24 protein-coding genes and 1 pseudogene are annotated in these 20788 nt (G+C 71.6%); 9 read left to right on the top strand and 16 right to left on the bottom strand.

The window, feature by feature from the left end; translation table 11 throughout:
• Positions 1 to 70: 70 nt before the first annotated feature.
• The 3 genes from O7608_RS32155 to O7608_RS11455 all read right to left on the bottom strand — a co-directional run bounded on the left by O7608_RS32155 (position 71) and on the right by O7608_RS11455 (position 2797).
• Positions 71 to 436 carry an Rv1322 family protein gene (locus O7608_RS32155; RefSeq protein ID WP_502959197.1) on the bottom strand — a complete coding sequence of 122 codons (366 nt, stop codon included), beginning with the start codon at positions 434 to 436 and terminating at the stop codon, positions 71 to 73.
• 31 nt (positions 437 to 467) lie between these two features.
• Complete coding sequence (locus tag O7608_RS11460) at positions 468 to 2180, bottom strand: 3-hydroxyacyl-CoA dehydrogenase family protein (protein ID WP_289209933.1); 1713 nt, start codon at positions 2178 to 2180, stop codon at positions 468 to 470.
• A 77-nt stretch (positions 2181 to 2257) separates the two neighbouring features.
• Positions 2258 to 2797 carry an FHA domain-containing protein gene (locus tag O7608_RS11455; protein WP_289209932.1) on the bottom strand — a complete coding sequence of 180 codons (540 nt, stop codon included), beginning with the start codon at positions 2795 to 2797 and terminating at the stop codon, positions 2258 to 2260.
• A 288-nt stretch (positions 2798 to 3085) separates the two neighbouring features.
• On the opposite strand from O7608_RS11455, the gene O7608_RS11450 reads away from it, so the two are divergent.
• Entirely contained in the window at positions 3086 to 4588 is a 1503-nt protein-coding gene (locus O7608_RS11450) for an aldehyde dehydrogenase family protein (protein ID WP_289209931.1), read from the top strand.
• 60 nt (positions 4589 to 4648) lie between these two features.
• Here O7608_RS11450 and O7608_RS11445 read toward each other — a convergent pair whose 3' ends face one another.
• Positions 4649 to 6022 carry a DUF2786 domain-containing protein gene (locus O7608_RS11445; RefSeq protein WP_289209930.1) on the bottom strand — a complete coding sequence of 458 codons (1374 nt, stop codon included), beginning with the start codon at positions 6020 to 6022 and terminating at the stop codon, positions 4649 to 4651.
• 77 nt (positions 6023 to 6099) lie between these two features.
• Entirely contained in the window at positions 6100 to 6756 is a 657-nt protein-coding gene (gene nucS, locus O7608_RS11440; protein WP_282229044.1) for an endonuclease NucS, read from the bottom strand.
• A gap of 70 nt (positions 6757 to 6826) precedes the next feature.
• Between nucS and O7608_RS11435 the strand changes: the two genes are divergently transcribed.
• Positions 6827 to 7444 carry a DUF4126 domain-containing protein gene (locus O7608_RS11435; RefSeq protein ID WP_289209929.1) on the top strand — a complete coding sequence of 206 codons (618 nt, stop codon included), beginning with the start codon at positions 6827 to 6829 and terminating at the stop codon, positions 7442 to 7444.
• Between the two features lie 126 nt (positions 7445 to 7570).
• Positions 7571 to 8275: pseudogene (locus tag O7608_RS32150) on the top strand (polysaccharide deacetylase family protein); the annotation flags it as partial.
• Between the two features lie 259 nt (positions 8276 to 8534).
• Here the strand turns inward: O7608_RS32150 and O7608_RS11425 are convergent.
• From O7608_RS11425 to O7608_RS11405, 5 genes are read right to left on the bottom strand one after another with little or no spacing between them, the layout of a single operon-like run.
• On the bottom strand, positions 8535 to 9278 hold the full coding sequence (locus O7608_RS11425; RefSeq protein ID WP_421359630.1) for an ABC transporter permease: 744 nt from the start codon (positions 9276 to 9278) through the stop codon (positions 8535 to 8537).
• Positions 9275 to 10177 carry an ABC transporter ATP-binding protein gene (locus tag O7608_RS11420; protein WP_289209927.1) on the bottom strand — a complete coding sequence of 301 codons (903 nt, stop codon included), beginning with the start codon at positions 10175 to 10177 and terminating at the stop codon, positions 9275 to 9277. The genes O7608_RS11425 and O7608_RS11420 overlap by 4 nt, the downstream gene beginning before the upstream one ends.
• A gap of 10 nt (positions 10178 to 10187) precedes the next feature.
• Positions 10188 to 10913, bottom strand: a complete 726-nt coding sequence (locus O7608_RS11415) for a hypothetical protein (protein WP_289209926.1) — start codon at positions 10911 to 10913, stop codon at positions 10188 to 10190.
• Complete coding sequence (locus tag O7608_RS11410; protein WP_289209925.1) at positions 10910 to 11800, bottom strand: ATP-binding cassette domain-containing protein; 891 nt, start codon at positions 11798 to 11800, stop codon at positions 10910 to 10912. The genes O7608_RS11415 and O7608_RS11410 overlap by 4 nt, the downstream gene beginning before the upstream one ends.
• Positions 11797 to 12192, bottom strand: coding sequence for a GntR family transcriptional regulator (locus tag O7608_RS11405; RefSeq protein ID WP_289209924.1), 396 nt, complete (start codon positions 12190 to 12192; stop codon positions 11797 to 11799). Before O7608_RS11405 ends, O7608_RS11410 begins: the two co-directional genes overlap by 4 nt.
• Before the next feature lie 144 nt (positions 12193 to 12336).
• On the opposite strand from O7608_RS11405, the gene O7608_RS11400 reads away from it, so the two are divergent.
• Both O7608_RS11400 and O7608_RS11395 read left to right on the top strand, forming a co-directional pair.
• Entirely contained in the window at positions 12337 to 13197 is an 861-nt protein-coding gene (locus O7608_RS11400; protein WP_289209923.1) for an ABC transporter ATP-binding protein, read from the top strand.
• 29 nt (positions 13198 to 13226) lie between these two features.
• Positions 13227 to 14069 (top strand): ABC transporter permease, encoded by an 843-nt coding sequence (locus O7608_RS11395; RefSeq protein WP_421361482.1) that lies wholly within the window; start codon positions 13227 to 13229, stop codon positions 14067 to 14069.
• A 10-nt stretch (positions 14070 to 14079) separates the two neighbouring features.
• Here the strand turns inward: O7608_RS11395 and O7608_RS11390 are convergent, their stop codons facing one another.
• Both O7608_RS11390 and O7608_RS11385 read right to left on the bottom strand, forming a co-directional pair.
• Positions 14080 to 14379: a P-loop nucleotide/nucleoside kinase family protein gene (locus O7608_RS11390; RefSeq protein WP_289209922.1), complete on the bottom strand. Its 300-nt coding sequence runs from the start codon at positions 14377 to 14379 to the stop codon at positions 14080 to 14082.
• Positions 14380 to 14536: 157 nt separating this feature from the next.
• A complete protein-coding gene (locus tag O7608_RS11385) occupies positions 14537 to 14755 on the bottom strand; it encodes a winged helix-turn-helix domain-containing protein (RefSeq protein ID WP_289209921.1) in 219 nt (72 codons plus the stop codon).
• 350 nt (positions 14756 to 15105) lie between these two features.
• On the opposite strand from O7608_RS11385, the gene O7608_RS31975 reads away from it, so the two are divergent.
• Positions 15106 to 15510, top strand: a complete 405-nt coding sequence (locus O7608_RS31975) for a DivIVA domain-containing protein (protein WP_353850523.1) — start codon at positions 15106 to 15108, stop codon at positions 15508 to 15510.
• Entirely contained in the window at positions 15507 to 16172 is a 666-nt protein-coding gene (locus O7608_RS11375; protein ID WP_289209920.1) for a GNAT family N-acetyltransferase, read from the top strand. The genes O7608_RS31975 and O7608_RS11375 overlap by 4 nt, the downstream gene beginning before the upstream one ends.
• 340 nt (positions 16173 to 16512) lie before the next feature.
• Here the strand turns inward: O7608_RS11375 and O7608_RS11370 are convergent, their stop codons facing one another.
• Positions 16513 to 17361: a 3-hydroxyacyl-CoA dehydrogenase family protein gene (locus O7608_RS11370; protein WP_289209919.1), complete on the bottom strand. Its 849-nt coding sequence runs from the start codon at positions 17359 to 17361 to the stop codon at positions 16513 to 16515.
• 189 nt (positions 17362 to 17550) lie between these two features.
• Positions 17551 to 18978 (bottom strand): UDP-N-acetylglucosamine 1-carboxyvinyltransferase, encoded by a 1428-nt coding sequence (gene murA, locus O7608_RS11365; protein WP_289209918.1) that lies wholly within the window; start codon positions 18976 to 18978, stop codon positions 17551 to 17553.
• Here murA and O7608_RS11360 point away from each other — a divergent pair.
• Both O7608_RS11360 and O7608_RS11355 read left to right on the top strand, forming a co-directional pair.
• Positions 18977 to 19549: a cob(I)yrinic acid a,c-diamide adenosyltransferase gene (locus tag O7608_RS11360; RefSeq protein ID WP_289209917.1), complete on the top strand. Its 573-nt coding sequence runs from the start codon at positions 18977 to 18979 to the stop codon at positions 19547 to 19549. The two genes, murA and O7608_RS11360, sit on opposite strands and share 2 nt — an antisense overlap.
• A gap of 15 nt (positions 19550 to 19564) precedes the next feature.
• Positions 19565 to 19954, top strand: a complete 390-nt coding sequence (locus O7608_RS11355) for a VOC family protein (RefSeq protein WP_289209916.1) — start codon at positions 19565 to 19567, stop codon at positions 19952 to 19954.
• A 7-nt stretch (positions 19955 to 19961) separates the two neighbouring features.
• On the opposite strand, the gene O7608_RS11350 is transcribed toward O7608_RS11355, so the two are convergent.
• Both O7608_RS11350 and O7608_RS11345 read right to left on the bottom strand, forming a co-directional pair.
• Entirely contained in the window at positions 19962 to 20399 is a 438-nt protein-coding gene (locus O7608_RS11350) for a DUF2550 domain-containing protein (RefSeq protein ID WP_289209915.1), read from the bottom strand.
• Positions 20400 to 20412: 13 nt separating this feature from the next.
• Positions 20413 to 20703, bottom strand: coding sequence for a F0F1 ATP synthase subunit epsilon (locus tag O7608_RS11345; protein WP_289209914.1), 291 nt, complete (start codon positions 20701 to 20703; stop codon positions 20413 to 20415).
• Between the last annotated feature and the right edge of the window lie 85 nt (positions 20704 to 20788).

Raw genomic sequence — 20788 nt, 5'->3', positions numbered from 1 at the left:
GCGACCGGGTCGGCCGTGGCGGGGGTCGGCCGTGCCGGGTTCAGCCGTGCCGGGTTCAGCCGTGCCGGGTTCAGCCGTAGCGGGGTGCGGACCGGGAGCGCTCGATCCCGGGCTGGCGCTGCTGGCGGGCCCGCCAGCAGCCGGTGTGCCAGTGCCGCCGGTCAGCCAGGTCACCGCGGCCGTCCACCGGCCAGGCGACCAGGTGCGGCACCCCGGGGCGGATCTCCTGGACGCAACCGGGACACCGGTACGTCTTGGTCGCCGCCGGTCCCGGCACCGACCGGACCATCCAGTCGCCGTCGGACCACGACTGCACCGCGGCGACGCCCCGGCGTACCCGCTCCGGGTCGATCGGCTCGGGCTGACCTGCCGCGCCGGGCCCGGCGCGGCCGCCGGAGCCGGTCCGGCGGACCGGACGGTTGCGGCGCGGACTCATGGTCGCAAGGGTACGTCGGTCGACCGCCCGGTCAGCTCTGCGGGTGCGGGCGGAACCCGTGGCCGACGTGCCGGCCGAGCCGGCCGGCGGTCACCAGGTGCCGTAGCAGCGGCGCCGGGGCGAGACCCGGTTCCCGCGTCTCGTCGTACAGCGCCTCCTGGACGGCAAGCACCGTGTCCAGGCCGAGAGTGTCGATCAGCGCGAACGGTCCGGTCGGGTAGCCGCAGCCGAGGGTCATCGCCGCGTCGATGTCGTCGGCCGTCGCGTAGCCGGCCTCCAGCATCCGGACGGCGTCGTTGAGGTACGGCGTCAGCAGCGCCCCGACCAACTGCCCGGCCCGGTCGTCGCAGGTCACCACGGTCCTACCGAGGCCGGTGCAGAACCCTGCGACGGTGGCGACGGCCGGCGGGGCGGTGCGGACCGTGCGGACCACCTCGACGAGGTCGCCCTGCGGGGCCGGGGCGGGCAGGTGCAGGCCGAGGACCTGTTCCGGCCGGCCGGTGGCCATCGCCAGGTCGACGACGGGCAGTGTCGAGGTGGTGGTGGCCAGGACGGCGGCCGGCTGGCAGGCGGCGTCCAGCGCGGCGAGCAGCGCCCGGGTGGTCGCCAGGTCCCCGGCGATCGTCTCGACGACCAGGTCGGCGGCGGCGAGTCCGGCCAGGTCGGTGCCGGGGCCGTCGTAGGCGACGGCGACGACGGTGTGCCCGGCGGCGACGCTGGCCGCCGCGAGGTGGTCGGCGGTCGGTCCGCCGCCGACGATTCCGACGGTACGCACCGGCACCGCGCCACCGGCCGACTCACGAGCAGCCGGCTGCTGACCGGCCCGGCCAGGTTGACCGGCCGACGGGGTCCGGTCGTCGACGACGAGCCGCGACGAGCCGGGCGCTTCGTAGGTGTAGAACCCCCGCCCGGACTTGCGACCCAGCAGCCCGGCGGTGACCATCTGGCGCAGTAGCGGAGCCGGGGCGTGCCGGCGGTCCCGGCCACCCCGGCGGTACATGGTGTCCAGCACCTCGTAGGCGGTGTCCAGGCCGATCAGGTCGAGCAGCGCCAGCGGGCCCATCGGCAGTCGGCAGCCCAGTCGCATCGCCGTGTCGATGTCCTCGCGACTGGCGTACCGGGACTCGTACATCCCGATCGCCTGGTTGAGGTAGCCGAACAGCAGCCAGTTGGCGATGAATCCGGCCCGGTCGCCGAGCGTCACGCCGACCTTGCCGAGCCGCCGGCAGAGCGCTTCGACGTCGGCGACGACCGCCGGGTCGGTGACCACCGTGCGGACCACCTCGACGAGCTTCATCACCGGTGCCGGGTTGAAGAAGTGCAGGCCGACGACCCGTTCGGGGCGGCTGGTGGCGACCGCGATCTCGGTGACGCTCAGCGAGGAGGTGTTGGTGGCCAGGATCGCGTCCGGCTTGCAGGCCTGGTCGAGGGCGGCGAGCAGGCGTTGTTTGAGGTCGAGTCGCTCCGGGACCGCCTCGACGACCAGGTCGACCTCGCTCAGCGCGGCCAGCCCCACGGCGAAGGTGACCCGCGCGTGCAGGGCGTCGCGGTCGGCCGGGTCGAGCTTGCCCCGGGCGACGGCCCGGTCGGTGGAGGCGGTCAGGTTGGCCCGGCCCCGGTCCAGCGCCGTCTGGTCGATCTCGACCGCTACCACCGGTACGCCGTTGCGGGCGAAGACCTCCACGATCCCCGCGCCCATCGTGCCGAGTCCGACGACTCCGACCGTGTTGCACTCGCGCGCCATGCTACCTCCACCCGCCGTGCCTTAACGTCAGCTAAGCCTTGCCGGGCAGTCTGCCATGTCTGCGGCCGCGACACCGCTCAGGTGATCACCACGACCAGCCAGGTGACCCAGCCGACCAGGAACACCGCGGCGAGGCCGGCCATCAGCATCAGGCTGGGCCGGCGGGACGGACGCATCGCCTGGGTGGGTTCGCCGAGCGCGGCGTGCAGCGGCGACCGCAGGCCGGTGGTCGGCCGGACCGGTACGCCCGACGGCACGGCGGTCGGCAGCGAAAGCCTGGTACCGACCGGGTCGGTCAGGGCCGACGCGGGGTCGTAGTAGCGCAACTCGATCCCACCGATGCGGATCCGGTCGCCGTCGCGCAGCTCGGTGGGCTGGGCGATCCGCAGCTCGTTGACCCAGGTCCCGTTGGTCGAGGCCTGGTCGGTGAGGACGGTACGGCCGCCGCCCACCTCGATCGTGGCGTGACACCGGCTGACCTTGACGTCGTCGATCGTGATGTCCAGGCCGGTGTCCCGGCCGATCACCCGGTTGCCGGCGGAGAGGCGGTAACTCGCCCCGGGGGTCGGGCCGTTGACGATCTGCAGGAGAGGTAACAGCGACTGATGTTCGGACATCTGCTGGTGTGGCGCCCTTCCACCCTCGATCGCGACGCACGTCGCGTCACCCGGTGCAGCTTGCCAGGTCCCGCCCACGCGTAGCCACGGTCCCTCGTCCGGTGTTGGCCGCCGGGCGGGCCAGCGCCGCGCCACCGGTTCGGCGACCGCCTGCGACAACCGGACACTCGACGCAACGACACCCGGTCAGGCATGCCAATACATTGCCATGAATCAACGTCCGATTACCTGCGAGTATCTTTCACGAATACACTTCGGGTCGGTGCCGGCGAGCGACGAGGAGCGACGATGACAGCGGTACGCATTCCCGGTCAGCCGGAGGTCGCCGACGGGTTCCTCGTCTCCTCGCACCCGGCCACCGGCACCGAGATCGGCCGGTTCCCGGTCGCCGACGCCGACGCCGTCGCCGCAGCGGTCACCGCCGCCCGCGCCGCGAGCGCCTGGTGGGTCGGGATCGGCCACGCGCAGCGGCGCCGCCGGCTGCTGCGCTGGCGGTCGCTGATCGCCAACCGGATGACCGAGCTCGCCGAGGTGATCAACCGGGAGGGCGGCAAGCCGGTCGCCGACGCCGTCGTCGAGATCGCCGCCGCCGTCGAGCACATCGACTGGGCGGCGCACCACGCCAAGCGGGTGCTCGGCCACCGGCGGACCCGTACCCGGCTGGTCACCGCCGAGTTCAGTGGTCACCTCGAGTACCAGCCACTCGGCGTGGTCGGGGTCATCGGCCCGTGGAACTACCCGGTCGTCACCCCGATCGGTTCGATCGCGTACGCGTTGGCCGCCGGCAACGCCGTCGTCTTCAAGCCCAGCGAGTACACCCCGGGCATCGGTCAATGGCTGGTCGACACGTTCGCCGAGGTGGTCGGCGAGCACCCCGTACTGCAGATCGTGCACGGCCTCGGCGACGTCGGCGCCGCGCTATGCGGCGCGGGTGTCGACAAGATCGCGTTCACCGGCTCGTCGCGCACCGGCCGGGCGGTGATGGCCGCCTGCGCGCAGACCCTCACCCCGGTGCTGATCGAGGCCGGCGGCAAGGACGCGATGATCGTCGACGACGACGCCGACCTCGAGGCGGCGGCCGAGGCGTGCGTCTGGGGCGCGATGACCAACGCCGGGCAGAGCTGCATCGGCATCGAGCGGGTCTACGTGCTCGACGCGGTGCACGACGCGTTCGTCACCGCCGTGGTGGACCGGGCCGCCCGGCTGAGCGTCGGCACCGACCCGACCGACCAGCTCGGCCCGATCACCATGCCCGGTCAGCTCGACGTCATCCGCCGGCACATCGACGACGCGATCGCCGCCGGCGGCCGGGCGGTGCTCGGCGGCCCGGCCGCGGTCCGCCCGCCGTTCGTGCACCCGACGGTGCTGGTCGACGTGCCGCACGACTGCGCCGCGGCCCGGGAGGAGACCTTCGGCCCCACCGTCGTGATCAACCGGGTCGCCGACATCGACGAGGCGATCGCCCGGACCAACGACAGCCGGTACGGGCTCGGCGGCGCGGTCTTCGGCAAGCGCCGGGCGATCGCGGTCGCCCGGCGGATCCGCAGCGGCATGGTCTCGGTCAACTCCGCGCTGACCTTCGCCGGCTTCAGCGAGCTGCCGTTCGGCGGGGTCGGCGACTCCGGGTTCGGTCGCATCCACGGCGAGGACGGCCTGAAGGAGTTCGCCCGGGCCAAGGCGATCACCTACCGGCGGGCCCCGTCGCTGCTGCCGACGACGACCTTCGACCGTACGGCGGCGGACGTGGCCCGGATCGTCACCGCGATCCGGCTGCGCTACGGCCGCTGGTGACACCTGCGGCGCAGCCGGTGACCGGCGCGCCTTGCGTCAGCGGGTGACCGGTGTCTTGCGTCAGCGGGTGACCGGCGCGCGGGTGCCCAGGCTGGCCTGATCGGCGGCGGCCGTACCGGCGACCCAGCCGGCCTGGTTGTTGCCGGAGATCATCCGCGCACCCAGCTCCGGGAAGAGCTGCTCGGTGGTCTGCCGGACCTGCTCGTCGCGGGCCGCCAGCACCGGCACCAGGTCGGTGCCGGTCCGGGCGGCCGCCGCCCGGCCGGCGTCGTCGGCGACCGCGCTCAGCCGCTGGCCGATCCGGACCGCGTACGCCTCCAGGAACGACTGGCGGAACGACCGGGTCGTCGACTGACCGGACCGGCCCCGCTGCGACCCGTTGCGCAGCATCGCCGCGGTCGCCTGGACCAGCAGCGAGGTGTGCAGCAGCTCCACCGACTCGCAGTCCGCAGCGAAGCCGACCACGGTGGCGAAGCCGAGCCGCCCCGACCACACCGACCGGCACCGGTTCGCCTCCGCGACCTGCTGCAGCAGGAACGCCTTGGCCTGCTCGTACGGCGCGTCGAGGCCGATCCGTACGGCGATCGGCGTCGGCGCGGTGTCCCCGGCCCGCGCGGCGGCGGCCAGCAGCGCGTGGTCGATGCTGTGCCGGGTCATCAGCTCCTGCGCCTTGGCCGACAACGCCTCGGCCTCCTCCGGGAACTCGGTGGACTCGGCCTTGGCCAGCAACGCCCGGATCCGGCCGAGCTGACGTTCGTCCACGCTGGAGACATCTGGCGTGACCGTCCGTGCTCCACGGTCCGGGCCGGCGTCACCGGGACGGACGGTGCCCGGGGGCGGGGCGACCGGTTCCAGCGACGGCAGTCCCGACAGCAGGGCGAGCGCCTGCGCCGCCGACACCACCGCCGCCGTACGGTCCAGCTTGGACCGGCCGGCCCAGGCGGTCAGCCGGTGGTCGACCGGATCGGCGCCCCAGACGTCGATCTCCAGCTCCCGCAGTTGCCGGTGCCAGCGCTCGGCGACGGTCGCCGCCGCGTACCCGCGCAGTTGCGCCGTCAGCTGCCCGGCGACCAGGCCGACCGGGCGTTTGCCGTGCTCCCGCCGGACGACCCGCAGCAGGTCGGCGGGCATCCAGCCGTGCCGCCACAGGGCGGCGAGGACCTGTGTGAAGGCGGCGTCCACCACCTGGTCGACCAGCCGGTCGTCAGCGGCGACCAACGCCGCGACGGCGTCGTCGAACGCCGCGGCCCGGTCCTCGGCCACCGCGTGCGCGGCCGCCCGCAGCAGGTCGTCGATCCGGTCCGCCTCGGTCGGCGCGGCGGCGAAGGCGGTGAACGGCGGGTACGCCGTACCGCCAGCCTCCTGCCGCAGGCGTTGGCGCTGCTCGCGGGCCTTCTTCTTGGCCGCCCGGCGCTGCTGGTTGCGAATGCCCACGCTGGACCTCCTCGGGGGGCCGGCACCGTTGTCCGGTCTCGACGGAGTCAACGGCGCGACCGGCCCGCTGGTGCCGGTCAGAACAGGGTCAGCTCGTCACGTTCGATGCCCCGCAGCTTGTCGTAGTCGACGACCACGCAGCGGATGCCCCGGTCCTCGGCGAGGACCCGGGCCTGGGGCTTGATCTCCTGAGCGGCGAAGATGCCGGCCACCGGGGCGAGCAGCGGATCCCGGTTGAGCAGTTCCAGGTAGCGGGTGAGCTGCTCGACGCCGTCGATCTCGCCCCGCCGCTTGACCTCGATCGCGACGGTGGCGGCACCGTCGCGGCAGAGCAGGTCGACCGGGCCGATCGCGGTCATGTACTCCCGCCGGACCAGGGTGAACCCGTCCCCGAAGGTGGTCGGGTTGGCCGCCAACAGCTCCTGCAGGTGGGCCTCCACGCCGTCCTTACGCAGCCCCGGGTCGACGCCGAGATCGTACGAGGTGTCGTGGATGATCTCCTCGATGGTGATCCGCAGCTCCTCGCCGGCCTTGTTCACCACCCGCCAGACACCGGGCGACTCGGTCAGCCGACACGGTGGGCTCATCCAGTTCAACGGCTTGTAGGCTCGGTCGTCGGCGTGGATCGACACGGACCCGTCCGCCTTGACCATCAGCAGTCGGGTCGCCGGCGGCAGATGCGCCGAGAGTCGACCGACGTAGTCCACCGCACACCGCGCAATCACCAGCCGCACCCGACGAGGGTAGCGGCAGCGGCGGCGGCTCGCCGCGCAGGGCTGGCGCGGCGGTGCGATCCTGGATCATGTGTTCGAACTGCTGACCGGGACCGGGCTGGCGGCGTCCGCCGGGCTCAACGCGTACATCCCGCTGCTGACCGTGGGGCTGCTGGCCCGCTACACCAGCCTGATCACGCCGCCCGACGGGTGGCAGTGGATCAGCAACGGCTGGGTGCTGGCCATCCTCGCCGGGCTGCTCGCCGTCGAACTGGTCGCCGACAAGGTGCCGGTCGTCGACCACGTCAACGACGTGGTGCAGACGGTGGTCCGGCCGACCGCGGGCGGGCTGGCGTTCGGCGCCGGCTCGTCGTCGGAGACCGTGACGGTCAGCGATCCGGGCGAGTTCTTCACCTCGAACCAGTGGATCCCGGTGGTCGTCGGGGTGCTGATCGCACTCGGCGTACACGCGCTCAAGGCCACCGCCCGGCCGGTGATCAACACGGCGACCGCCGGGGTCGGCGCTCCGGTGGCCAGCACCGCCGAGGACGTCACCAGCGTGGTGATGTCGGTGGTGGCCATCCTGTTGCCGGTGCTGATCCTGGTCTTCCTGGTCGTGCTGGTGATCGGCGGGCCGCTGCTGATCCGTCGGGTCGTACACCGCCGCCGGGAACGCCGGGCCGCCCGCGCCGCCGGATACCGGGTCTGACCGGGCACACCATCCTGAACTGATCGCTTCCGGCCACGGACTGATCGCGCCGATCCTGCCCGCCGAACGGTCGAAACGCGAGAGGCCGTTCATCACCGGTCGGCCCCGCCTGCGACGATCTCCGCCGTGCGTTCACGTTCGACGGCTCTGGCGGTGGCGACGGCGGTGGCCGTCGTCGGCCTCGGCGCGATCGTCGTCGGCCTGGTCACCACCGGCGACGGCGCGACCGAGGCCCCGGCCGTGGCCGGCACCGTCGGTCCGGCACCGTCGACCGGCGGTCCGGGCGACGGCACCGGTACGCCGCTCCCGCCGTCAGCCACACCGTCCCCCACGCCGTCGGCACCGCCCGGCCCGGCCGAGCAGCCCGGCGCTACCCGACCCGGGACCCGCCCGCCCGTCGTCGACCACGGGCCGCGCAGCGGCAACCTGGTCGCGTTGACCTTCGACGCGGACATGACCGAGGGGATGCGCTACAGCCTGCGCAGCGGCGAGGTCCGCTCGTACGCGAACCTGGCCATCGTCGAGTTGCTGGAACGCGAGCAGGTGCCGGCGACCTTCTTCCTCACCGGCATGTGGGTCGAGGAGTACCCCGACCTGACCCGCCGGCTGGCCGCCAACCCCCGGTTCGAGCTGGCGAACCACACGTACGACCATGCCGCCTTCACCGCCGACTGTTACGGCCTGCCGCAGGTGCCGGCGAACGCGATGACCGCCGACGTGGCGAAGACCTTCGACGTGATCGCACCGTACGGCGGCCGGCAGACCCGGTACTTCCGCTTCCCCGGCCTGTGCCACGACGGGGCGGCGCTGGCCGCGCTCGCCCCGCTCGGGCTGACCGTGGTCGACGGCGACGTGATCAGCGGCGACCCGTTCGCCACCGCCTGGCAGCCGGTCGTCGACGCCGTGCTGTCCGGCGTGCGGCCCGGCTCGGTGGTGGTGCTGCACGTCACCGAGGCCAACGCCGCGATGACCGACGAGGCGTTGCCGCACATCCTGGCCGGGTTGCGGGACCGGGGGCTGACCCCGGCCACCCTGTCGGAGGTGCTGGCCGGACAGCCGGCGTCGGAGGTGCTGGCCGGACAGCGCCGGCTCACCGCCAGCGGAACAAGCGGGCGGCCAGCACTCCCGCGCCGACCAGGTAGCCGACCAGCACCAGCAGGTGCAGTGGTCGCACCGGGCCGCCCGTCCAGGTGGCCTGCATGCTCTGGCTGAGCGCGCCGAGCGGCGTGACGTCGGCGATCCGGCGGATCGACTCGGGCATCAGCGGTCCCGGCGTCCACACCCCGGCGAAGAACAGCATCGGGAAGTACAGCAGCATGCTGACCGCGTTCGCCGATCTGCTCGTCGGCACCAGGGCGGCGACCAGCAGGCCGACGGCGAAGGTGGCCGCCGCACCGAGCAGGAAGACCCCGGCGAAGCTGGCCGGCCGGGCCGGCAGCGGCACCCGGAACCCGACCGCCGCCGCCGCGACCGCCAGGCCGATCGCGACCGTGGTGGCGGCCACCGCGACGACCAACTGCGCGCCGAGCAGCTTCCCCGGGCGTACCGGGGTGGTCGCCATCCGGCGCAGCACCCCGCGCTCCCGGTAGCCGGCCACCGTCGTCGGCAGCGAGTTGAGCGCGACGGTCGCCACCGCCAGGGCGACGACCACCGGCAGGTAGACGTCGATCGGGCGCAGCCCGGCGAGCTCCGGGACCGGGGTACGGAAGCCCGGCATCACCGCACCCAGGACGATGATCAGCAACATCGGGAAGGCCAGCGCCATCACCACCGCCGCCGGGTCGCGCAGCAGCAGCTTGGCCTCCATCACGGTGAGTCGCCGCAGCGCGGTCATCGGTGGCCTCCGGTCAGTGCCAGGAACGCGTCGTCCAGGGTGGCCTGCTGCATCCGCAGCTCACGTGGGGTCACGCCGTGGCGCGACAACGCCGCCACCACCGCGAACAGCAGGTCCGCCGTACCGTCGACGACGATCTCGCGCCCGTCCACGGTGACCGCCGTGACCTGCGGCAGGCCGGCCAGCAGCGCCGGGTCCAGCGGCCGGTCCACGACGAAGCGGATCCGCTGCCCGGCATCGACGCTGGCGGCCAGCCCGGCCGGGGTGTCGACGGCGACCACCCGACCGGCGTCGATCACCGCGACCCGGTCGCAGAGCCGCTCCGCCTCCTCCATCAGGTGGGTGACCAGCACCAGGGTGACTCCCCGGTTGCGGACCGACTCGATCAGCGACCAGGTGTCCCGGCGGGCCGCCGGGTCCAACCCGGTGGTCAACTCGTCGAGGAACGCCACCTGGGGGTTGCCGACCAGGGCCAGCGCCACCGACAGCCGCTGTTTCTGCCCGCCGGAGAGTTGGCCGAACCGGGCGTCGTGTCGCGACGACAGGCCGAGCAGGTCGAGCAGCTCCCGCCAGTCGGCCGGCTGACGGTAGAAGGAGCTGTACAGCTCCAACGCCTCCCAGACCTTCATCCGCTCCGGCAGCTGGCTCTCCTGCAACTGGGCACCGAGCCGTTCGCGCAGTGTCGCGCCGTCGCGCTGCGGGTCCAGGCCGAGCACCCGTACGCTGCCCCGGTCCGGCCGACGCAGCCCGAGAGCGCACTCCACTGTGGTGGTCTTGCCGGCGCCGTTGCGCCCCAGGACGCCGAAGATCTCCCCCTCGTCGACGGTGAACGACACATCGTCCACCGCGACCAGATCGCCGTACCGTTTGTGCAGGTGTTCGACCTCGATGACGGACATTACGGCCTCCTCAGCCGGTGATCTTCTTGATCGGCAGCCGGCGGACCAGCACCCAGGTGACCGCGCTGGCGACCAGCAACGTCGCCAGGGCGACGATCGCGCCGGCGCCGAGGTGTCCCTCGTCGCCGAGGCCGAGCAGCCGGCCGAGCACGAGACCGGCCCACTCGGTACGGAAGCCGATCTCGATCACGAAGGCCGGCAGCAGCGCCACTGGCAGCAGCAGCGTCGCCCACCATGGGTTGATCAGGTGGTAGGCGATCGCGCACAGCGCGCCGGCCGCCGTGTAGCCGAGGTACACCAGGGTGAACTCGAGACAGATCGCGGCTGCCGCCCCCAACGAGTCGACCGGGTACGGCTCGGTCAGCCCGCCGAACAGCCCGAGGGCATCGAACGTCAGGTACTCGACGCCGAAGCCGACCGTCGTCATGACGGCGAAGCCGACGGCGTACGGCAGCAGGAAACCCCAGGCACCGATCAGCGCGTCCCGCCGGGTGACCCCGTGGGCGACGAACACCGGCAGGTAGGCGCCGACGGCGGTGATGCCGAAGACGAAGGTGAACCAGCGCGGCGCCTGGAGTCCGACGTTGGCCCACATGCTGACCTCGACGGTCCCCAGCCGTGCCGTCAGGCCGATCACCACGGCCCAGGCCAGGTAGAGGATCACCCAGTACCACCCGGCCAGCGGCAGCGACCGGCGCAGCAGCGTCCGGCTGACGGTCCACGCGGTGGCGTTCATCGCCGCGTCTCCTTCTGGTTGTCGGCGGTCAGGTGCACGAACAGGTCCTGCAGCCCGATCGGGCCGAGCTCCAGACCGGCGGCGTGGGCGGCCGCCCGGTCGCTGTCGTCGAGGGTGCCGAAGATGGTGGTGGAGCGGGTGCCGCCGAGTTGCTGGGTGCCGAGCACGGTGCGTCCGGCGACGAACGCGTCGACGGCGGCGGCCGGGCCGGTCACCGCGGTCCCCCGGGCGCGTAGCGTCTCGGTCTCCTCGTGGGCGACCAGCCGGCCCCGGTGCAGGATCACCACTTCCTCGAACAGCGCGCCGACCTCCTCGATGAGGTGGGTGGAGAGCACGATGGTGCGCGGGTGGGCGACGTAGTCGGCCAGCACCTCGTCGTAGAAGGCGTACCGGCTGGGCGCGTCGAGACCGAGGTAGGCCTCGTCGAAAATGGTCAGGGGTGCCCGCGCGGCGAGCCCGAGGGTGACGCTGAGCGCGGACTTCATGCCCCGGCTGAGGGCGTTGAGCCGCTTGCGCCGGGGCAGGTCGAAGCGCTCGATCAGGCGTTCGGCGTAGCCGGCGTCCCAGTTGGGGCGCAGCGTCGCGGCAAGGTCCAGGATGCAGCTGACCCGGTCGGTGTCCTGGGCGTCGACCCGGTCCCGGACGAACGCGATCTGCGACATGATGGCCGCGTTCTCGAACGGGTCGGCACCGCCGACCTGGACGGTCCCGCTGCTCGCCTGCCGGAAGGCGGCCAGTACGGCGAGCAGGCTGGTCTTGCCGGAGCCGTTGCGCCCGAGCAGTCCGTAGATCTTGCCGGGGGCGAGGGTGAGGTCGAGCGAGTCGACGGCGACGGTGTCGCCGTAGCGGATGGTGAGGCCGCTGGTGGAGATACCGAGGCCGGTCACTGCTGCTCCCCTTCTGCTGCGTGCTGGCTGCCGGCAGCTTCTGCTGCTTGCTGGATGCGGGCGACGACGTCGGCGAGCGGGATGCCGATGATCCGGGCCTCGGCGAGCATCGGGTCGACGACCTCGGCGAAGAACCGGTCGCGGCGCTGGCCGCGCAGGGTCTCGCGGGCGTTGGGGCTGACGAACATGCCGATACCGCGCTTCTTGAACAGCACGCCTTCGTCGATGAGCTGATGGAAGCCCTTGGCGGCGGTGGCGGGGTTGATCCGGTAGTAGCTGGCGTACTGGTTGGTGGACATGACCTGCTCGCCCTCCTGCAGCGCCCCGCTCAGGATGTCGTTTTTGATCTTGTCGGCTATCTGCTGATAGATCGGACTTCGATCATCGAACACGGGAGCACCTCTGGTTCACTGGTTCGTTACTTGTGTGATGAACCGTAGCACCAACGAACCAGCGCGGTCCAGCTCCGGCGGCCTCCGTCACCTCCCCGACACCCGACCGCCTCCCCCTGTGCGGCAGGGGCGATAGTTGACGTCATGAGCGACAAGGCGGCGGACCAGCCGGCCATCGAGGTACACGGACTCCGCAAGTCCTACGGCGGATCGGCGGCGGTGGACGGGGTCGACCTGAGCGTCCAGCGCGGCGAGGTCTTCGCCCTGCTCGGCCCGAACGGCGCCGGCAAGACCACCACAGTGGAGATCCTGGAGGGCTACCGCCGCCGCGACGCCGGCGAGGTCCGGGTGCTCGGCGTCGACCCCGACCCCGGTACGCCGCAGTGGCGCTCCCGCATCGGCATCGTGCTGCAGGGCACCGGCGAGTTCGACGAACTTACCGTCGGCGAGGTCGTCGCACACTTCGCCGCCTTCTACCCGGCGCCGGACGACCCGGCGACGGTGATCGACCGGGTCGGCCTGTCCGCCAAGGCGAAGGCCCGCACCCACACCCTCTCCGGCGGGCAGAAACGCCGCCTCGACGTGGCGCTCGGCATCGTCGGCCGCCCCGAACTGCTCTTCCTCGACGAACCGACGACCGGCTTCGACCCGGAGGCGCGACGCGAATTCTGGGAACTGATCCGGGCACTCGCCGCCGGCGGCACCACGATCCTGCTGACCACCCACTACCTCGACGAGGCGGAAGCCCTCGCCGACCGGGTCGGGGTGATCGCCGCCGGCCGGCTCGTCGAGGTGGCACCGCCGGCCGAGCTGGGCGGCCGACGCGACGCCCTGGCCACCGTCTCCTGGCGTACCGCCGACGGGACGACGCGGCACGAGCAGAGCGCGACGCCGACGGCGCTGATCGCCGACCTGGCCGCGCGCTTCGACGGCGAGGTCCCCGGCCTGACCGTCACCCGCCCCACCCTGGAAGACGTCTACCTGCGGATGATTGGACACAAGTGAACGCGACCACGGGCGGTACCGCCGGCGCTGTGACCTCTCCGGCGGCCGGCGCCCCCAGCACCTCGCCGGCCGTGACGCGGGTCGGCCCGGCGCGGCTGGGGCTGCGGCAGGGCAAGCTGGAGATCCGGCAGTTCATGCGCAGCCGTGAGTCCGTCGTCTTCACGATGGCCTTCCCGGTCATCATGATCCTGATCTTCGCGTCGATCTTCACCGGGGAGATCACCGACGGCGTACGGTTCACCCAGTACTTCATCACCGGCATGATCGCCACCGGGCTGATGACCGTCGGCTTCCAGAGCCTGGCCATCCAGATCCCGATCGAGCGCGACCGGGGCGTGCTCAAGCGGCTGCGCGGCACCCCGATGCCGAAATGGGTCTACTTCGCCGGCAAGGTCATCATGGTCGCCGTGATCGGCTTCGCCGAAACGGTGCTCCTGCTGGCCGTCGCGACCCTGCTGTTCGACCTGCAACTGCCGGACACCGCGTTCAAGTGGTTCACCCTGGGCTGGGTGTCGGTGCTCGGCATCACCGCCTGCACGCTCTGCGGCATCGCCTTCTCGTCGCTGGCGAGGAGTGGGCGCAGCGCGTCGGCGGTGGCCACCCCGGTCTCGCTGATCCTGCAGTTCACCTCCGGCGTCTTCTTCGTCTTCACCGCGCTGCCCGGCTGGATGCAGCAGATCGCCGCGCTGTTCCCGCTGAAGTGGATGTGCCAGGGGCTGCGCTCGGTCTTCCTGCCGGAGGCGTTCGGCACCCAGGAGCCGGGCGGCTCGTTCGAGCTCGGCATGGTCGCGCTGGTGCTCGGCATCTGGTGCGTCATCGGCCTGGTGCTCTGCCTGACCACGTTCCGCTGGACCACCAAACGCGACGGCTGACCCTGGCCGCTCATCGTCCAACGTTCACGAAAGCGCCGATCTCGTCGAGCCCAGGACGATAGCCGTCGCTGGTGTCCACCTCGATCTCATTTGCGGTCAGCAGCAGTTGCAACACGTTGAAGAAGGTGGGCAGGGTCCGAAGGGTCAGCTCGTCGCTCGGTGCGGCGTTGAAGTCGCCGGCTGAGTGGACCATGCCCTCCTTGATCTCGTCCCGGCAGATCGCCGGGCAGCCGATCCGCCGGGCGAGCAGGTGGGCAAGCGTCGTCTTACCAGCCCCCGGTGGTCCACTGATGACGACAAGGGTCGGCATTGTTTCCACCACGTCGTTATAGCTCGACCGGTGCACGGGGACCGCTGTCGAGGTGACGCCTACGCACGTCAAAACGCGAAGATGACGTGCGTAGGCGTCACCTGATCATGCAACCTGGCCGCCCGAACCACTCTGGCCTACCCAAGTCGGCACTTAGTCACCTCGGTTCGGCCACGAACACGCCGACTCCTTCGAGGGTCTCGGTCAGCCCGGTGGCACGGAGGATCATCATCGCCTTGCCGACGACGGTGTCCGAGACGTCGTACTCGCGGCAGAGCTGTGAGCGGCTGGGCAGCTTTGTGCCCGGTGGCCACTCGCCAGACTCGATCTTCGCTCGTAGTTCGTCGGCCAGAACTTGGTACTGCTGCTTGGGCATACACACTCCCCGGATGGCATGCCCATTTGATCACGCTTCTACCTCCAACCTCAACCAGTTGCACGTTGCGCGTTGACCTACAACCGGTGGCAATTGTAGGTTGATGGCGAACGCCCCCGGATGGCTCTTGGGGCGGTCGCCCTCGGTCGGGGCGGGTAGCGAGTCACGCCGCTGGGCGTCCCGGCCACCAAGGTTCGCCCTGGTCGCCGTACCGCCAAGGAGGGCTGCGGCGATTGGGGTGGGGTGGCCCTGCCGGCATCGGCAAGCGGCAGGGCCACCCCGTCCACCCGTCGACGACAACCGACTGAGCGGAACCAGCGGCAGTAGCGAGCAATGGGGAGGAAGACGAGATGCGTGAACTGTGGCGCCGGTGGCAGGTCCGCCGGCAACGACGCACCATGGCGACCACACCACCGGCCAGCTGGCCCGCTGGCGGCGCCACCGGCGTCTACCGGGCACCTGGCAACCCCGCCGGCCGCAATCAGCGCGGGTCGGCGTACCGGCCGATCCGGCCCTGGCAGGTCCGCAGCCACCGCTTCCCGACGGTCCCCCGGCGCGGCGGCGGCCGGGGCCTCGACCCCGGCGAGGTCGCCGCGTTCCTCGACCGCGTCGCCCACGACCTTGGCATCGTGTACGCCGAGCTCGAACGCACCTGGGAGCAGAACGACCGGATCAAGGATGCGTTGCGCCGCTGGCAGTCCGCCCAGGCAACGCCCACGCGGCACGGCGTCTACCAGGCCGGCGCGCGCCGGTGACCGGGCCGAGGCCAGCGGCCGGCGGCGGTGGCGGTCCGGCGCTGACCGTACGGACCGCCACCGCTGCCGACACCGAGCCGTTGGCGGAGTTGCTGGCGCAAGCCAGTGTGGTGGACCCGGTGGTGGCCTGGCTGATCAGAGATCACGCCCTGCGCTATCTGACGATGCACCAGTTCTTCACCGCCGAGTTGGCGTTCGCCGTCCGGCACGGGATCGTCGACGTCGTCGGGCACTGCGACGGGGTCGCTATCTGGTATCCGCACCCGGCCGACCGGCTCCTCGGGGCGGAGCATCAACACCGCAGGTTGCGGTCCTGCGGTGACCGGCACGGTCCGTACGCGCACTACACCTTCGCCGCCGGCCGGCTGGAGCCGACCGGCCGGCACCACCACCTGGCGTTCCTCGCGGCGGCGCCCTGGCTACGCCGCCAGGGCATCGGGTCGGCGCTGTTGGCCGCGCATCATGCCCGGCTCGACCGGATCGGCATGCCGGCCGTGGCCGAGGCCAGCAGCCAGCGGCAGCGGACGTTCTACGAACGCCACGGCTACCGCGTCGTCCGCGTCGCCCACCTGCCGGCGGGCGGGCCGCCGCTGTGGGCGATGCGCCGCTCCGGCGACCCGGTCGACCAACCACCCCTGGCAGCCGCACTCCGGGTCGGCTGATCCCGGACTGCATGACCGACAGGCGGCCCCTAAGTCAGGCTCGCCGGGCTGCGGGCGCTACGGAAGCTGGTGCGCCTTGTCGCTCACTGCTTTCGCGCTCCGCGCGGGCAGCGAGCTGGCGCAGTAGTTCGTCAGCGTCGACGCCGTGGCCGGCGGCGATGTCTGCCTCAGCGTGCCGGATCTCCTCCAGCGCGCTGGGCGTGGACAACAGGTCGAGGGTCTCTAGGTCACAAACAGCCATGATTACTACTATTCTAGTCACGAACCTCGGTCAGGCGGCCATGCCAAGCAGGACGCTCGCGCGGGCCACCAGGCTCGGCGACGTTCGTGGACTCCATGGTCAGTAACTGTAGAAACCCTGGCCGGTCTTGCGACCCAGATCGCCGGCGGTGACCATGCGCTGCAGCAGCTCCGGCGGGAAGAACTTCTCGTCGGCGGTGTCGGCGTAGATGTTCTTCGACGCGTTCAGCAGCACGTCCGCACCGGTCAGGTCGACGGTCGCCAATGGACCCATCGCGTGGCCGAAGCCCAGCTTGCACGCGGTGTCGAGGTCCTCGGCGGAGACCACACCGGACTCGACCAGTTGCACCGCCTCGACGACCAGCGCGGAGATCAACCGGGTGGTGACGAAGCCGGCGATGTCCCGGTTGACCACCACGCACGTCTTGCCGATCTCCTCGGCGAACGCCCGCGCGGTGGCCAGCGTGGCGTCCGAGGTCTTGTAGCCGCGCACCAGCTCGCACAGCTTCATCATCGGCACCGGGGAGAAGAAGTGCGTACCGACCACCGACTCGGGCCGGTCGGTGACCGCGGCGATCTGGGTCACCGGGATCGCCGAGGTGTTGGTGGCCAGAACGGCGTCCGCCTTGCAGACCTTGTCCAGGACCCGGAAGACCTCGTGCTTGATCTCGATGCGCTCGAAGACGGCCTCGACGACGATGTCCGCGTCGGCCGCCGCTTCCAGATCGGTGGTCGTGGTGATCCGGCCGATCGCCGCTTCGACGTCGTCGGCGCTGATCGTGCCCTTGCTGGCGAACTTCTCCAGGGACCGTCGGATGCCGTCGACGCCCCGGGCGGTGGCGGCGTCGTCGAGGTCGCGCATCGTGACCTGCCAGCCCGCCTGGGCGGCGACCTGGGCGATGCCCGATCCCATCAACCCGGCACCGATCACTGCCAGCCGACCCGCCATCTGCATCTCCTCGTTCGTGCCTACCCGATCGGAGTCCACGCCGACCCGGCGGGACGTGCCCGCCTGCACCGGCGGAACGCGCCCGCCCCGTACTCGACGGGATGTGCCCGCCAGCTTAACCGGCGGACCTGAACGATCGGTAACCCGGCGGGGCATGGTCGGACCGCCCGGGTACGGCGACCACCTGATTCAGCCGCCGTACCGCCGCACCAGCACCCCGAGCGCGCGCAGGTCGGCGACGTAGTTCGGGTAGCCACGGTCGATGTGGTGCACGTCGGCGATCTCGGTCACCCCGTCGGCGCAGAGTCCGGCGATCACCAGCCCGGCGCCGGCCCGGATGTCGGTGGCGGTGACCCGCGCCCCGACCAGCCGTTCGCGGCCCCGCACCACGGCATGGTGGCCGTCGGTCTTGATGTCGGCACCGAGCCGTAGCAACTCGTCGACGAAGCCGAACCGGCCGTCGAAGATGTTCTCGGTCACCAGGGAGGCCCCTTCACTGATCGCCGCCAGCCCGATCGCCATCGGCAGCAGGTCGGTCGCGAAGCCCGGGAACGGCAGGGTGACGACGTCCACGGCGCGCGGCCGGCGGTCCATCCGTACCCGGAAGCCGTCGTCGGTCGCCTCGACGCTGGCTCCGGAGTCCGCCACCTTGTCCAGGGCGACCTCCAGGAACGCCGGATCGACCCCGTGGACGGTGACGTCGCCCCGGGTCATCGCGGCGGCGAAGGCCCACGTCCCGCCGACGATGCGGTCCCCGATCGTGGCGTGGCGCACCGGCTGCAACTCCGGTACGCCCTCGATCCGCAGGGTCGCCGTACCGGCACCGTCGATCTGCGCCCCCATCGCGGTCAGCATCGCGCAGATGTCCACGATCTCCGGCTCCCGCGCCGCGTTGTCGATCTCGGTGATCCCGTCGGCGAGCACCGCCGCCATCACCAGGTTCTCGGTCGCACCGACGCTGGGGAAATCCAGACAGATCGTCGCGCCGTGCAGCCCGCGCGCAGCGGAGGCCACGACCAGGCCGTTCTCCCCGGTGATGTCGGCGCCCATCCGGGCCAGGCCGGCCACGTGCATGTCGAGCCCACGGGAGCCGATCGCGTCGCCGCCGGGATGCGCGACCCGGACCTGCCCGCACCGGGCCAGCAACGGCCCGAGTACGCAGATCGACGCCCGCAGCCGCCGCACCAGGTCCACGTCGGGTCGGCAGCCGGGGGCCGCCGGTACGTCGATTGTCACCGTGCTGGCCCGGGGCGAGCCGGTGGCCCGCGAGCCGGCGAGTTCCGCACCGGCGGCGGTCACCGTGACCTCGCAGCCGAGTCCGCGCAGCACGTCGGCCATGATGGCGATGTCGGTGATCCGGGGCACGTTGTCGATCACGGTCCGGCCCGGTGCCAGCAGCGCCGCGGCCATCAGCTTCAGGGCCGAGTTCTTCGCCCCCTCCACCGGCACCGAGCCGACCAGCCGACTTCCGCCGGTGACCGAGATGAGGTCGCCCTCGACCACCGGGACACCGCCGCCCTCGACTGCCGGGGTGAGGTCGTCCTCGGCCGCCGAGGACGACGTTGTCCCGACACCGGCGCTGCCGGTGCGGTGCAGAATCCGTACCCTGTCGCTCATGGCCGTCCACCTCACCCGCATCTACACCAAGGCCGGGGACACCGGCACGACCAGGTTGAGCAACAACGAGCAGGTCGCCAAGACCGACCTGCGGATCTGCGCGTACGCCGACGTCGACGAGTGCAACGCCGCCATCGGGGTGGCGCTCGCCCTCGGCGGGCTCGACGAAAGCCTGAGCAACGTGCTGGGGCAGATCCAGAACGACCTGTTCGACGTCGGCGCCGACCTGGCGAACCCGGTCGAGCCGGAGCCGGCGTACCCGCCGCTGCGGGTCACCGAGGCGTACGTGACCCGGCTGGAAGGCTGGTGCGACGAGTACAACTCGCGGCTGGCCAAGCTCGACTCCTTCGTCCTGCCTGGCGGCACCCCTGGCGCCGCGCTGTTGCACGTGGCACGGACCGTCGCTCGACGGGCCGAGCGCTCCGCGTGGGCGCTGATCACCCATGAACCGGAACGAACCGGCCCCCTTCCGGCAAAGTATCTCAACCGTCTCTCGGATTTGTTGTTCATCCTGGCGAGAACCGCCAACCCGGGCGGCGACGTGCTCTGGGTGCCCGGCGGCGGCCGCTGACCCGGCGAGGAGCACATGCCGGGACTGCACCACGTCGAGCTGTGGGTACCCGATCTACCCGCAGCTGAACCCGGCTGGGCCTGGCTGCTGGGTGAACTCGGCTGGCAGCCGTACCAGCGGTGGCCCGCCGGCCGGTCCTGGCGCTACGACGGCAGCTACCTGGTGCTGGAGCAGTCCCCCGCGTTGACCGGCGACGTCCACGACCGGTGCGCGCCGGGCCTCAACCACCTGGCGTTCCATGCCGGCAGCCGGCAGCGGGTGGACGAGCTGGTCGCGGCCGCGCCGGCACACGGGTGGTCGCTGTTGTTCGCCGACCGGCATCCGTACGCCGGCGGGCCGGACACCTACGCCGGCTATCTGAGCGACCGGTACGGCTACGAGGTGGAACTGGTGGCCGACGGGTGAGCGCTGCTCAGGCCGCCAGCCGGCGCGAGTCCTCCCCCGGCAGGCTCGCCTCCAGCCACGAGCTGAACCCGGTGACCGTGGACTCGGCCATGGCGATCTCGACCGGGGCGTGATGGCTGGTACAGCGCAGGATCACCCAGTCATGCGGCAGGGCCAGCCGCTCCTGGCCACGTGGGCTGCGCCGGCTCTCCACGGCCAGCCCACGGCGGGACAGCACCCGCTTGGGGCGCAGCGCGAAGCTGAACAGCCGGTACCAGCGCAGCTCGTCGCCGACGAACCGGCCGAAGCCGGGTGACCAGCCTCGGCCGTCGACGATGGTGTTGACCCGGAAACTGAGCTTGATGGTGCCGCGTACCCGGGCCATCAGGGCGCGGCGGACGATCAACGTCAGGATCGCGACGAGCAGGACGAGGACGCCGATCCCGAACCATTCGATGGTCGACATCGACGCCGCCCGCTCAGTGACCGGACGCGGTGGCGGGGGCGGCCGGGGTGGCTTCCTCGGCGAGGATCGTCACGCCGTTGGTGGTGACCGAGAGGAACCCGCCGGCGACGTCGTAGGCGACCTGTTCGCGGCCCGGCAGCGTGATCCGCACCTGGCCGGGCTCGGCGAGCTGGCCGAGCATCGGCGCGTGACCGGGCAGTACGCCGAGCTCGCCTTCGGTGGTCCGGGCGATCACCATTTCGGCCTCGCCGGACCAGACCATCTGCTCGACGGCGACAAGTTCGACGTGCAGTTGCTTAGCCAACGCGGTCTCCTTTGGTGGCGAGGTCGTCTGCGAGTCTAGTCGGGGCGGTCTCCCGTACCCGCGCCGGGTGGCCGGCCGACAACCG

This window comes from Solwaraspora sp. WMMA2056, from assembly GCF_030345095.1.
Taxonomy (GTDB): Bacteria; Actinomycetota; Actinomycetes; order Mycobacteriales; family Micromonosporaceae; genus Micromonospora_E.
The sequence above is the reverse complement of the archived record's forward strand: the minus strand, read 5'-3'. Positions and strand labels throughout refer to the sequence as shown.